The organism is Tahibacter amnicola (assembly GCF_025398735.1).
In the GTDB taxonomy this organism is placed as follows: domain Bacteria; phylum Pseudomonadota; class Gammaproteobacteria; order Xanthomonadales; family Rhodanobacteraceae; genus Tahibacter; species Tahibacter amnicola.
Genome location: NZ_CP104694.1, coordinates 2,383,199 through 2,396,739 on the forward strand (window position 1 = coordinate 2,383,199; position 13,541 = coordinate 2,396,739).

Here is a 13,541-nt window from a genome sequence, read left to right on the forward strand (position 1 = left end):
GGATGCGCCAGAGAATTGCAGCACGGTGTTTTGACTGGGTGCAACACGGCGGCCATTCAGGGTCAGCTGGCTTTCATGCTCGCCTAAGCCGCGCTTCAGTAACGCCAAGATCCCGTGAATCCGGGCCCTGGCGGGCCCGGATTTCATCACGACATAGTCACCTACTCGAACGAATCGCCACGAAATATTCGTATGGCGTTGCCGCGGGAGACAGCGTGGTGCGAAAGACGCCGCTCCGCGCGCTGGCGATCTCCCGCTTCCTGCTGCTGTTCCTGGAGGCGCTGCAGAATAAGTAGCGACGCCAGACGCCGGTTGGCATGCTGACTGCGTTCTGATTGCACCTTCACGCTGATACCGCTCTCGACGTGCGTCGCCCGGACGGCCGATTCCGTGCGGTTGACGTGCTGTCCACCAGGGCCTGATGCACGCAGTGTCTCGTACACGATGCTGCCCGACGGGATCGATTCGGGCACGTCGTAGCGGATGCCGCCGATAAACCAGTTCTTGCGCCCGTGCCGGCGGTAGGGGCTGGCGCAGATCCACTGCAGGGTTCCGTCCCAGGCCCGTGCGAGGCTCGCCGCGGCCGCGCCCTCCAGCTGCAGCAGCACCGAGCGATACGTGCCGGGACGATCCCCGGCGACGGATTCGATCACCGCTGCCGTCACGCCCGAATCCTGGGCTTCACGCAGAAGACGGCGCAGGGCGAGGGCGACGGCCAGGCAGCATTCGTCCGGACCTTGTGCCGAGGAAAGCTGGAACAGAATCATTCGCAGCACCTCGCACGCGTCTTGTAGGTGAGCACGGGGGTGAGCCGTGCCACCAGGCGGATCAGGCCGGCATCGACCAGGTCGCGGATGATGGAGTCAACCGGCTTGTAGGCCTCGGGCGCTTCCTCGTAGATCAATTCCCGGTCGTCGCAAATGACGCGCCCGCCCAGACGGGGGCGTTGGAGTTGCTCGACGGTGTAGCGCTTGCGCAGGCGATCCTTGCAATCGCTGCGCACCCACTTGCGCCCGGCTCCGTGGGCGAGTGACTCAAGGCTTGCGGCGTTCGGCACCGGTTCGACGAGATAGGTGTAGTCCCCGCGCGATCCGGGGATTGCCAGCAGGGTGCCTTGGGCCGGCGTGGCGCCCTTGCGATGCAGCCAGCCTTCGCGTTCACCATGCCGGTGACGGCTCACGAGATTGTGCGAGACATCCACCAGAAGATGGCCGCCGGTTTTCCACCGGGCGAGCATGCGCCGGGCGATCAGCTGGCGGTTGCACACTGCGAAACGCAGGGCCTCATCGTGCTGCCCGAGGTAATCCTCGGCTTCGGCCGACCCGTCCACGAGGCCGGCGTGACCGAACCGGTCGACATGCCGGCGCAGGATGGATTCGCCCAGTCCCCGCGAGCCGCTGTGCACCAGGAGTTGCAACTGTTCCGCATTGATGCCATGCCGCGCGAGGGCGTCGCTGTCATGGCACGTGTCCAGCCGCTGCAGTTCGGCGAAATGATTGCCACCGCCAATAGTTCCCAGGGCCCTTTCGTGCCCGGTGTGGGAAAAACCGGCGTCAGCGACGGCTTCCTGCCAGTCTTCGCCCAGTGGTCCGTCGATGGAACCGAGCTGTTTTTCCAGTTTGTCGGCCGGCTGGCGAACCGGCAGGCGGGTTTGCCAGAGTGCCATGCCGCACCCGATATCGTTGCCGACGAGGGCCGGATAGAGGTGGCCCACCGAGAAGAACGCGGCGCCGACGGGATAGCCGCGGCCCGGATGCAGATCCGGCATGCCGACCACGGTGTGCATGCCCGCGAGGCGGGCGGTGATTTCCAGTTGCTGGATCGCGCGACCTTCGATCCAGGTGTCGTCCGAGGCGATGACGTGCACGCCTTCGGACACGGTCCGAATGGGAGAGTTGCCCATATACCTTTCCAAGAAAAGACAAAGAAATTGGATAGGCAGGCCAAGGCCCGGGCAACGCAGGCGCCTCGACGACGAGGCGGAGAAACGTCAGACCAGGCGGGGCCCGCAAAGGCGGATCAGCGATTGCATGATGCGTACTCCTTTGCAGTAGGGGGAAAGAGGGCGCGCAGCTTAGTGCGTTTGCCGCGCTGGCGCAACGATGGTCCTGCGGTGACGCCGCCCCGGTGCTGTTGTCATGTCTCGTCCGGCTGGAGTGGCGCGCAGGGTTCGACGCGGTTGCGTCCGGCCGCCTTGGCCCGGTACAGCGCGTCGTCGGCCACCCCGACGAGGTGGCCGGCCTCGCAGGCGGATCCGTTGCTGGTGGCGACACCGATGCTGACTGTCACCGCGATGTCGCCGACGGCCGTGGTGACCGCATCGGCGGCCACCGCCAGCCGGATGCGCTCGGCGATTTCCGTGATGACAGCCGGTGGCTCGCCTGGCACGACGACCAGGAATTCCTCGCCGCCATAGCGGCCGATCCGGTCGTAGGGGCGCAGGGAACTCTGCATGCGGCGCGCGGTTTCGCGCAGCACCGTGTCGCCGACCGGATGGCCGTGCGCGTCGTTGACCGGCTTGAAGTGGTCCAGGTCCACCATCAATACGCCCAGGTGGTGCCCCTCGCGGGCAGCGCGTTGCATTTCCTGGTCGAGCGCTTCCAGGATGGCGCCCCGGTTGAGCAGGCCGGTGAGATGGTCGTGCGTGGCCTGGTTGCGCAGCCGCTCGTGCAGCGAAAGGATGCGTTCGGCGACATGCAGCCGTGCGATCAGGTACTTGGGATCTACGGGCTTGCCGATAAAGTCGTCGGCGCCGGCATCGATACCGTCGAGGTAATTGGCCGGCCCGTCCATTGCCGTGATCAGGATGATGTAGGTATAGGGTGCGCCCGACTGGGCGCGCACGGCGCGACACAGCGAGAGACCATCGAGCCCAGGCATCAGCCAGTCGGATATCAGCAGGGGGTAGCGCCCCTTGGCCAGCGCCGCCAGCGCGGCAGTTCCGTCGTCGACAGTCGCGACCGTGTGTCCCATGGTCTCAAGCAAGGTCGCCAGGACATTTCGCGATCCCGGATCGTCATCCGCCACCAGAATATCCATACGTCCCACCTCCCGTGTTTCCGGCTCTGTCCGCCCCACGACCGCATCCGCGCGGAGGCGGTGGCTTCATGGTGCACAAGGTGACAGAGTAAAGCGGCTCCTTTTTTCCGATTGTGCGCCCTTTCCCGGGCGGCGTCTCGCGTAGCGTTTGTCGCCATTTTTTACCGTACCCAGGTGGCCGCGGGCATACCATGGCGCCAATGGAACCCGTTGCCCCTGCCTTCCGTCGCGCCCGCTGTCCTGGCCTGGTCTCGTGGGGGCTAGCGGCGCTGGCCTCCGTGTTGGGCGGCAATGTCCGTGCCGATGACCCGGCGCAGGCCGCGGCCATGGCGGCGACTCCCCCGGGCCACCATCTCTTCCGCGCCTACGGCGGAGAAGAAGGCCTGGCCAATGTCAGCGTATTGCAGCTGCTGCAGGACCGCCACGGCTTTATCTGGGCCGGCACGGAAGACGGGCTGTACCGTTACGATGGCTACCGCTTCGACGGGTTCGGGCTAAAGGACGGCCTGCACTCCACCACCATCGAATCGCTGCACGAGGATTCGCGCGGCCAGTTGTGGGTGGGGACGCGGTCCGGCCTGAGCCGGTGGAACGGCACCGTGCTGACCCCGGTGGCTCCCGAGAGCGGCCTGCCGGGCGCCACGATCAACGGCATGGCGGATGGTCCTGACGGGCTCTGGCTGGCCACTGCCCAGGGCCTGTACGTCGGCACGCCGGACGGTCGCTACCGGCCTGTGCCGGGATTCCCGAAGGCGGACGCGACTGCCGTCTGGGCCGACCCGCGCGGTCGGCGGCTGTGGGCTGCGAGCTGGGAAGGTGCGCCCAGTGTGTGGTTCTACCGGGACGGGCAGTGGCGCCGGATCGCGCTGCCGCCCAACGGCGACAAAGACCGCGTGATGATCTTCTGTGACGATGGCGTCGGACGCGTGTGGGCGCGCACGGACAACCAGCTGCTGCGCCTGGACGAAGCGAACCAGCGTTTTGTCACCGAATCCACACCCTTGCAGATCGGACCGACGCGGGCCTATCTGCACAAAGGGCGCCGTGGCGACCTGCTCGTGCCTACGCCTGGCGGCCTGCTGCGACTGGAGAACGATACCTGGTCGATCATCAGCCTCGACAGCATGGTCGGTGGCAACCGGCCGGTGATCGAGGATCGCGAAGGGTCCATCTGGCAGGGCTCCATGGGGCTGCACCGGCTGCTGGGCCGGCGAGTCATTCACATCTACACAAAGCCCGAAGGGCGCATTGCGGACATCGCCTGGTCCATCATGCGCGACAGCAAGCGCCGCCTCTGGGTGACGACGGACAAAGGCGTGGAGTTCTTCAACGGTCGCCGGTTCGAGACGATTCCCGGCACCGAATCCAAGACATTCCGCTCGATCCGCGAGCTTCCCGGTGGCGTGTTGTATCTGGCCGGCTCGCCGGTTGACGAGCTGACGACCTACGATCCGGAAAAGAAGCTTCTGCAGACGCACCACTGGAATATCAAGACGGCGTCCAAGGTCATCTACCGCGTGATCCAGGACCGCTCCGGTGTGCTGTGGGCCAGCACCTTTGGCGCAGGCCTGCTACGCTCGGAAAGCCTCGCACCCAACCTGAACTTCGTGCCGGTGACCTTGCCGGACCCGGATCCGCATGAACGCATCATCGAGGTGCACGAGGACCCGCAGGGTCGGCTGTGGATCGGTGGCGAGCACGGCGTGGGCCTGCTGGAAAACGGCAAGTGGCGACGTTTCACGACGCGTCACGGCCTGCGCAGCAATTTCGTCACCTATGTGCGCACGGCGCACAACGGCGACCTGTTCATCGTGTACTTCGAGCCGCTGGGGTTTGCGCGCGCACGTTACGTCAATGGTGAACTGAAGATCCTGCGCCACTATGACAGTGCTTCACCGGGTACGACCGACAAGATCTTCGTCATTGGTGAAGATATCGAGGATCGTGTCTGGCTGGGCGGCGGGCGCGGGATCGATGTGCTCAGCGCCGACGGGCATGTCGAGCATTTCGGCGCTGCCGAGGGTCTGATCGGCGAAGACACCGCCAGCATGGCCTTCCTCGCCGAACCCAACGGCGATGTCTGGATCGGAACCAGCGCGGGCCTGGTGCGATTTGACGCAAAGACCTATCGCGAATTGCCGCCGCGGACTCCGCCGGAAGTGGCCATCATGCATCTGCAGATCGGTTCGCAATCGGTAGCGCCGGATACGCAGCAGGTCCGTGTCGCCCACGATGAAGATTCGTTTGAGGCACGCTTTGCCGGCATGAGTTTCGTCGGCGAAGGGAAAATCCAGTACCGTGTGCGACTGCACGGCCGCGAGACCGCATTCATCACGACGGACAGTCGCGATGCGCGCTATTCGGCGCTCTCGCCGGGACGGTATCGCTTCGAAGTGTCGGCGCGTGTCGGGCAGCGCGGAGAATGGGGCCCTCCGGCCACCTTCCAGTTCGAGATCACGCCGGCCTGGTGGCAGACATGGTGGAGCCGGAGCGTGGCGATTCTGCTGGTGCTGGGCGGCATCGTCCGGGCCGTGCGTTGGCGCCTGGCTGCCCTGGAGCGTTCCAACCGGCTCCTGGAAGACCTCGTGGCGGCGCGCACCGGTGAGCTCAGTCGCGCCAACCTTGCCCTGCACGGTGTCAACGAGCAGCTGCAGTCGGAAATTGACGACCGCATCGCCGCGCAGACGGCGTTGCACCAGCGCAACGCGGACCTGGAAGCGGTCAACCAGAAACTGGCCGGCACGCAGAATCAATTGTTGCAGTCCGAGAAAATGGCCTCGGTGGGCCAGCTGGCCGCGGGCGTGGCGCATGAGATCAACAATCCCATCGGTTATGTCGGCTCCAATCTCGGCAGCCTGCGACGCTACGTGGGAGATCTTTTTACGCTGCTGGAAAAGTACGAGCGGCTGGAGTCGGCCTTGCCTCCGGACAGTCGCGAGCTGCACGAACTGCGCACGATCAAGGCGAATATCGAACTGGACTATCTCAAGGAGGATATCGGCAATCTGATGGCCGAGGCGCAGGAAGGGATCACACGGGTGCGCAAGATCGTCTCGGACCTGAAGGACTTTTCGCACCTGGATGAGCCCGAGTGGCAACTGGCCGACCTGCACGCGGGACTGGACAGCACGCTCAACCTGGTCATGCACCAGATCAAATACAACGCGGAAGTCGTGAAGGACTACGGCAACCTTCCGCCGATCCGCTGCCTGCCGTTCCAGCTCAACCAGGTGTTCCTGAATCTCCTGATCAATGCCGCACAAGCCATCGAGGGGCGGGGTGTCATCACCCTGCGGACCCGCTGTGATGGCGACACCGTGCGGGTCGAGGTGGCGGACAATGGCAAGGGTATCGCGGAGGAAAACCTGCATCGCGTGTTCGATCCGTTCTTCACGACCAAGCCCATCGGCACCGGCACTGGCCTGGGGCTGTCGGTGTCCTACGGCATCGTCCAGACCCACGGCGGTTCGATATCGGTTCACAGCGTCGTCGGTGTCGGCACCACGTTCACGGTGCGGTTGCCGATCGATCCGCGCAAATCCGCATGAGCGCGACGAAACGGTGAAACGCCGCGCCAGGACGTGACGCCGGCGTGCATGACAAGTGACGCCGGAACGGTCTTCTGGGTTTTCCAGAAGCGGAGTGACCAATGGACCGTGTTCGTCAGGGTGGTGCGGGTTTTGTTCTCATCGTCGCTGCACTGCCGGGGCTCGCCGGCGCGTCGCCGGCTGCGGGTGCAGCGCGTCTGGTAGCGCCGGGCGTGGTGTCGACGGCGGCGAACGACTACAACTTCGCGATCAGCCGTACCGACGATGTGGCGGTGTTTGCGACATCGGCCGCGCGCTTTGAAGGCGCCCGTATCCACATAGGCCGTTTCCGCGGTGACCGGTTCGACGAACTGCCGGCGCTGCATTTCCAGCGCGACGGGTACCGCTATTCCGACCCCTGGCTGACGCCTGACGGAACCATGCTGCTCTTCATCAGCGACCAGCCGCATCCCGGGCGTGCGGCTGACGCGAAGGACCTGGATATCTGGCAGGTCCACCTGCGGGACGGTCGTTGGGGCGAGCCGCAGCGGCTGGGCGGCGAGATCAATTCCCGCAGTGATGAACTGGGGCCGGAGGTTCATGCCGGAGTGCTCTACTTCAACTCCTCCCGCCCTGGCGGCCCGTCGAAGACGGCAATTTATCGGGCAGCTATTGGCGACGGGCTTGCAGCGCAGGTGGAAGCGTTGCCGGCGGCTATCAACCGTGGCGATCACCAGGGGGATTTCACGCTTTCGGCGGACGGAATGACGGCCGCCTTCTGGTCCATGCGAACCGGCGAGACCGAGAAGCTGGACTTGTATCTCGCCCGACGCGTCGGCGACGGGTGGGGTGAGGCAGAAAAGCTCCCCGCACCTTTCAGTTCGCCCGGCAACGACTTCACGCCGTTCTTTGCCGCAGACGGCAAGACCCTGTATTTCGCCAGTACACGCACGTTGGACGAGGACACCGCCGGCGCTGCCCTGAGCAACGGCCTCTCCAACGTGTTCTGGGCGACCTTGCCGGCGGCGTGGCATACGCGGCCAGGCTCGAAACGTTAGACTTCGCGTTCCCGGGCGCGAGCATCGAGAATCACCGTGCGCACATTTCCACCGCTGCAGGCGTTGCGGGCCTTCGAATCGGCCGGACGTCACTTGAGCTTTACCCGTGCGGCCGAGGAATTGTGCATCACGCCCAGCGCAGTGAGTCACCAGGTGCGTTCCCTGGAGCAATTCCTGGGAACCCCCTTGTTTGTCCGTCAGACGCGCGCCCTGGCCTTGACCGACGCTGGTCTGCGCTACCTGGCCGACATCAGCCGTGCATTCGCCCTCATCGCCGAGGCGACCGGCGTGGTGCGGCACCACCGGCGGCGTTCGTTGCGGATCAGTCTCCTGTCCTCGTTCGCTGCCAACTGGCTGGTGCCGCGCCTGCCGCGCTTCACGACGCGACAGCCGGACGTCTTCCTGCAGTTCGAACCGTCGCTCGCGCTGGTGGACTTCCGGCGCTCGGATATTCAGCTGGCTGTCCGCTATGGTCGAGGCGGGTGGGTCGATGTGGACGCGGAGCTACTCTTTCGGGAGCGCCTGGCGCCGGTGTGCTCGCCGGAATACCTGCAGCGTCTGCCGCTGGATTCCGCAGCCGGCCTGCGCTCGCACGTGCTGCTGATGGCTACCGGCAAACCCGAGTTCGAATGGAACGCATGGCTCGATGGCAGTGGCGTGACCGTTGATGCGCTGAACACGCTCATGCTCAGCGACTACAACATCGTTCTGCAGGCCGCCCTGGACGGCCAGGGTGTTGCCATGGGGCGCCAGGCTCTGATCGAGCCTCACCTGCGCAACAGACGTCTGGTACAGCCGCTGGGACCGGCGCGTCGCTATGGCGACCTGGGCTACTGGATCGTCACACCGCGCCGGCCGCAATCCCCGGCAGTGGCGGCCTTCATCGACTGGTTGCGGGAAGAGGCCGCGGCCCCCGCGGATGCATGAACCAGATTTGTGCGTCGGCTGAAAACCTCGCGTTTGTGGACAGGATGTGCGCGGCCTACTCTGGCCGCCTCTGGCAAACAAGGTGAGCACGATGAGTGAATCGATCCGCACGCGACTGGCCGCGCTCGGCCATGAACTGCCGGCTGTCACGCCGGCAGCCGGAAACTATGTGTCCACCACCCGCGCGGGAAACCTGCTGTTTGTCGCGGGGCAGATCCCCGCGCGGGATGGCACGGCGGTCCTGTGCGGCAAGCTGGGGGCGACCATCGACGAGGCGCAGGCCCGGCAGGCCGCGGAACTGTGCGCTGTCGGCGTGCTGGCGCAGCTGGATGCCGCGATCGGTGGCGACTGGTCAAAAGTCGCGCGTGTTGTGCGCATCGGTGGGTTCATCAACGCCGTGGATACGTTCGATGGTCATTCCCGGGTCATGAACGGGGCGTCCGATCTGCTGGTTGCCGTGCTCGGTGAGCGGGGGCGTCACGCGCGCACTTCGGTGGGCGTGGCGTCGCTGCCGGCCGGCGCGGTGGTCGAGGTCGATGCGGTCATCGAACTGGTGGCCGCATGACGCTCGATATTGCAGCGCTGCGCGCAGGCACGCCCGGATGTACGGATCACGTGCATTTCAATCACGCGGGCAGCTCGCTGATGCCACAACGGGTGGTCGATCGCGTGACAGCCCACTGGCAGAAGGAAGCGCGTCAGGGCGGCATGGAAGCCGGCGCGGCAGTCGCCGACGCACTGGAGGACGTACGCGGGTCGGCAGCGCGGCTCTTTGGTTGCGACGCGACGGAAATTGCGTTCACGACCGGCGCTTCTGCCGGCTACGGCAAGGCGGTCGCGGCGCTGGCCCGCTGGCGGCCCGGCGACCGCATCCTGGTAAGCCGGCAGGAATGGGGTGGCAACCTCGCCACGCTGCACATGGCCGCAGCACGCACCGGGGCGCAGCTCGAATGTCTGCCGTGCACCGCTGACGGTAGCGTCGATGTCGCCCGCATTCCCGCGTTGCTCGACGAACGTGTGCGCCTGGTCTGCACGACCTGGGTACCGGCCAATGGCGGGCTGGTGAATCCGGTCGCGCAGATCGGTGCGGTGATCCGGCCGCACGGCATCGCGTTTCTCGTCGATGCCGCCCAGGCGGCAGGGCAGATGCCGATGGATGTTGACTCCCTGGGGTGCGACCTGCTCGTCGCTAACGGCCGCAAGTATCTGCGCGGACCGCGGGGCACGGGTTTGCTGTATGTGCGACGGGCTTGGCTCGATGCGTTGGAACCCGCCTACGCCGACACCTGGTCAGCCCCCTGGAACGGGAGTGCGCACGCCTGGTGCGCCGACGCGCGGCGGCTGGAGGACAGTGAGCAGAACATCGCCGCACTGCTCGGGCTGGGCGAGGCCCTTTCACTGGCCTTGTCGATTGGCGTGGATGTGATCCGGGAGCGGATTGACGCACTGGCGCAGTCGTTACGCCAGCGCCTGTCGGCCGTTGGTGGCGTCCTCGTGCGGGATCTTGGCCAGGTTCGTGCTGGGCTGGTTTCCTTCACCGTTGAAGGGTGGACGGCAGGCCAGGTGCGACAACAGCTGGCCGCGCAGGGCATCGTCGTCGGCGCCAATGGCGTGGCCTATACGCCGCTGGACATGCAGGCACGTGGCCTGGTCGAGATCGTCCGCGCCTCGGTGACCTACTTCACCGCGGATGACGAAGTGGATCAACTGGTCGCCGCTGTCGCTGCCATGGCGGAGCGCTCGTGCGAGGCGTGATCTCGTGGGGTTCCGCGTCGCAACGCGTACGGGAAAGGAGTGTGCAGTGGATTTTGGTATTTCCGGCAGAAAGGCGCTGATTGTCGGCGGGTCCAAAGGGCTGGGGCGGGGTGTTGCGCGCGCCCTCGCCGCCGAGGGGGTGGACGTGGCACTGATTGCCCGTGACGCGGAGCCGCTTGCGCAGACGGCATCGACGATTGAATCGGAGTTCGGTGTTCGCGCGTTAGCGGTTCCCGCAGACCTGGGAGACGCCGCATCACTGGACGCCGCGCTGGCGCGGTGCGCGAGCAGCCTGGGTGAAATCGACATACTGCTCAACAATTCCGGCGGCCCGCCGCCGTCCGGCGTTGCCGGAATTGCCCCCGCCGTCTGGGAAGCGCAGTTCCAGTCGATGGTCATGCCGATCTTCCGGATCACGCAATTCGTGTTGCCCGCGATGCGGCGGCGCGGTTTCGGGCGCATCCTCACCGTCGCTTCCAGCAGTGTGGTGGAACCCAATCCGGCGATCGCCATCTCCAATACCTTGCGGAGCGCCCTGGTGGGTTGGTCCAAGACCTTGGCGACCGAAGTGGCCGCCGACGGGATCACGGTCAATCTGCTCTTGCCGGGGCAGGTCGCGACCGATCGCACCGCGTTCCTCGACGCTGCGGCCGCCGAACGCCAGGGGGTTCCGGTCGAAAAGGTGCGTGGCGCCCGCGAGGCGGGAATTCCGGCGCGCCGCTATGGCACGCCCGAAGAATTCGGCGCCGTGGCCGCATTTCTCGCCAGCGTGCAGGCGGCCTACGTGACGGGTTCGATGGTGCGGGTGGATGGTGGCCTGTTGCGGTCCGTCTAGTGGCCTGTGGCAGCGCTACAGCCTGAATGAGAAGCAAGTCCTGCGCGGCCAGAACCAGCCAGGCACTTCCGATTCGAGTGTTGCGGGCCACTGGATACCGGCGTTCTGCGGTGCGCGATTGCACCGCTTTGATGGCGCTTTGTGACTGAATGCACAAATTGTGCGTCATGGCCAGCTTTGCCATTCCCGCGTCATTGCCGCTGGCCTATGGTGCTTCCTTTCGCGGAGGGGAGGAAGCAGCATGTGGCGGAGTGGATATGTACTGCTTGCGACGCTCGTGGCGACGCAAGCCACGGCGGCGCTCGATGATTACGGTGTGGTGATCGGCCAGCCGACCGCGCATTACCTGGAGCCGGTCCAGGGCGAAGGAAACTGGCCGCACTACGTGGTGGAGGTGGCGACGCCCGAAGGTCCCTACCGGGCGGTGATCAATGTATACAGCCGCGCCGACGAGCAGGTGTTGCACCGGGAAGTGGCGATGTCGCCCTACGGCAATTACCGCGGAATTTTCGGCCTCTCCGATGGATTGCACCGGCTGCCGTTCCATACGCGTACGGGCGCGGCAACCGGCGGCGCGCTGGATTTCCAGCGCCATCCGTCCTTGCTCAAGGATATCGGCGATACGCCCTGGAACACCTGGCCGCCGGTGGAGAACGGCAACAGCGTTCCGGCTTTCGACCAGCTTTTCGCCGGTGTGCAACGCGTCTACATCTTCGGCGAGCCGTATTTCAACAGCAACGGCAGCAAGGGCGTGCATGACGTGCACCAGAATCAGGGCAACGCGGCCGGCACCACCTTTGCGCGGCTCAATGGCGTGTACCAGGATGGCGCGATGATCCTCGAGTACACGCCCACGTGGAGTACCGAGCCCGAGCGCACGCTGGTGATGACGCGATTCCAGGTGCAGCGGGATTTCACCGACAGGGCCGGCGATGGCCTCGTGCCCTCTTCATCGACAGCGAACGGCTCGGCCTCATCGGGCGGCTGGGTGAACTACGGCCCCTTCAATGCGGGACAGATTCAAGTGGAAGTGACGACGACGGCAGGGAATCCGGACGTGTACCTGCGGGTGGGCTCGCGCCCGACAACCTCCAGTTATCGACTGGCCTCCAGAAATGCGGCAGGGCAGAACGAGTTTCTGCGCGACAACACGGGCGGCTCGACCTATATCGCGGTCCGTGCCAATGGGGCGTTTTCGCGGTGGTCGATCAAGACCAGCTGGTTGCCGCCTTCGCCCTGAGGTGCCGCACGCCGAAGCCGCGGTCGACGCCGTGCGTCGCCGCGGCACGTGTCATCAGCCTGCCGCGGTGAGGGTCCCGGTGAGACCTGACTTCAATGCGTGCATCAGATCCGCCGCGCGTCGGTGTCGCAGGTTCGGCGCGATCTGTCCGCTCCAGAGTGAGACGAGGTCTGTCCTTCCTTGCGCGACCGCGGCGGCCTTGAGCTGCGAGAGGAACCAGCTCTGCACCGGGAAAGGGGCGGAGGGGTGCCCATTTTTCGCCACGGCATCGGTCCAGTGATTCCGTATGCCCCGGGCAAGGCGGCCGGTGAACGAACGGGTCAAGGTCGTGTGGAACGCGCCGTCGCCAAAGAGCGCAGCCCGGTGCGCATCCGAGGTGCCCGATTCCTCGCAGGCCAGGAATGCCGTTCCGATCTGCGCCGCGGCAGCACCCAGCGTCAGCGCTGCGCGGATGCCGCGCGCATCGGCGATGCCGCCCGCAGCGATGACGGGAATAGTCACCCGGTCGCTGACCAGTTGCACCAGGGCCAGCGTTCCCGTCAGCGACTCCTCGGCAGGTGCCAGGAAGGATGGCCGATGTCCGCCTGCTTCAAATCCGGTAGCAACGATGAGGTCCACGCCGCTGCTTTCCAGCAGCTGCGCTTCGGCGACGGAGGTGGCGGCACCGAGCGTGAGGATGCCGCGGTGGCGGCAGGCGGCGAGTACGGATTTGGACGGTACGCCGAAAACGAAGCTGAAGACCGGCGGCGCGGCCTCCAGCAGGGCGTCGACCTGCTCGGCGTAGGGCGGGTGGTAGTACGCCGGCATGGCGGGCTTGTGCACGCCGAGCGCTTCGAAGTAGGGGGCGAACAGCGCGTAGGTGGCTTCGAACGCGTCGTTGTCCAGCTGGGCACCGCCGGGATCGTGGTCGGAGATCCACAGGTTGAGGGCGAACGGTTGCGTGGTCTGCTGGCGGATCTGTGCGGTCACGCGACCGATGTCTGATGGCGCGAGCACATGGGCGCCATAGGAGCCCATGCCGCCCAGGTTGGAGACGGTGGCGGTCAGCAATGGCGTGGAGAGCCCCCCGCCGAAAGGGCCCTGGATGATGGGCCAGGCGATGCCCAGCCGCCGCGTCGCGGCAGTGTCGAAAGTGGTCGTCATGGGAGTCTCAGGCGCTG

11 protein-coding genes are annotated in these 13,541 nt (G+C 65.7%); 7 read left to right on the forward strand and 4 right to left on the reverse strand.

Going from position 1 to position 13,541, the window contains the following annotated elements; translation table 11 throughout:
- Nucleotides 1-161: 161 nt before the first annotated feature.
- From prfH to N4264_RS10150, 3 genes are all read right to left on the reverse strand, one after another.
- On the reverse strand, nt 162-767 hold the full coding sequence (prfH, locus tag N4264_RS10140) for a peptide chain release factor H (protein ID WP_261696915.1): 606 nt from the start codon (nt 765-767) through the stop codon (nt 162-164).
- Nucleotides 764-1,903: an RNA ligase RtcB family protein gene (locus N4264_RS10145; RefSeq protein WP_261696916.1), complete on the reverse strand. Its 1,140-nt coding sequence runs from the start codon at nt 1,901-1,903 to the stop codon at nt 764-766. The genes prfH and N4264_RS10145 overlap by 4 nt, the downstream gene beginning before the upstream one ends.
- Before the next feature lie 233 nt (nt 1,904-2,136).
- On the reverse strand, nt 2,137-3,039 hold the full coding sequence (locus tag N4264_RS10150) for a GGDEF domain-containing protein (protein ID WP_261696917.1): 903 nt from the start codon (nt 3,037-3,039) through the stop codon (nt 2,137-2,139).
- A gap of 200 nt (nt 3,040-3,239) precedes the next feature.
- On the opposite strand from N4264_RS10150, the gene N4264_RS10155 reads away from it, so the two are divergent.
- The 7 genes from N4264_RS10155 (at nt 3,240) to N4264_RS10185 (ending at nt 12,381) form a co-directional block, all read left to right on the forward strand.
- On the forward strand, nt 3,240-6,587 hold the full coding sequence (locus N4264_RS10155) for an ATP-binding protein (protein WP_261696918.1): 3,348 nt from the start codon (nt 3,240-3,242) through the stop codon (nt 6,585-6,587).
- Nucleotides 6,588-6,688: 101 nt separating this feature from the next.
- Nucleotides 6,689-7,624: a TolB family protein gene (locus N4264_RS10160; protein WP_261696919.1), complete on the forward strand. Its 936-nt coding sequence runs from the start codon at nt 6,689-6,691 to the stop codon at nt 7,622-7,624.
- A 36-nt stretch (nt 7,625-7,660) separates the two neighbouring features.
- Entirely contained in the window at nt 7,661-8,551 is an 891-nt protein-coding gene (gene gcvA / locus N4264_RS10165; protein ID WP_261696920.1) for a transcriptional regulator GcvA, read from the forward strand.
- A gap of 91 nt (nt 8,552-8,642) precedes the next feature.
- Nucleotides 8,643-9,116 (forward strand): RidA family protein, encoded by a 474-nt coding sequence (locus tag N4264_RS10170; RefSeq protein ID WP_261696921.1) that lies wholly within the window; start codon nt 8,643-8,645, stop codon nt 9,114-9,116.
- Entirely contained in the window at nt 9,113-10,306 is a 1,194-nt protein-coding gene (locus N4264_RS10175) for an aminotransferase class V-fold PLP-dependent enzyme (protein WP_261696922.1), read from the forward strand. The genes N4264_RS10170 and N4264_RS10175 overlap by 4 nt, the downstream gene beginning before the upstream one ends.
- Before the next feature lie 46 nt (nt 10,307-10,352).
- Entirely contained in the window at nt 10,353-11,141 is a 789-nt protein-coding gene (locus N4264_RS10180) for an SDR family oxidoreductase (RefSeq protein WP_261696923.1), read from the forward strand.
- Between the two features lie 241 nt (nt 11,142-11,382).
- Nucleotides 11,383-12,381 (forward strand): DUF2278 family protein, encoded by a 999-nt coding sequence (locus N4264_RS10185; RefSeq protein ID WP_261696924.1) that lies wholly within the window; start codon nt 11,383-11,385, stop codon nt 12,379-12,381.
- A 54-nt stretch (nt 12,382-12,435) separates the two neighbouring features.
- On the opposite strand, the gene N4264_RS10190 is transcribed toward N4264_RS10185, so the two are convergent.
- On the reverse strand, nt 12,436-13,524 hold the full coding sequence (locus N4264_RS10190; protein ID WP_261696925.1) for an NAD(P)H-dependent flavin oxidoreductase: 1,089 nt from the start codon (nt 13,522-13,524) through the stop codon (nt 12,436-12,438).
- Nucleotides 13,525-13,541 lie beyond the last annotated feature (17 nt).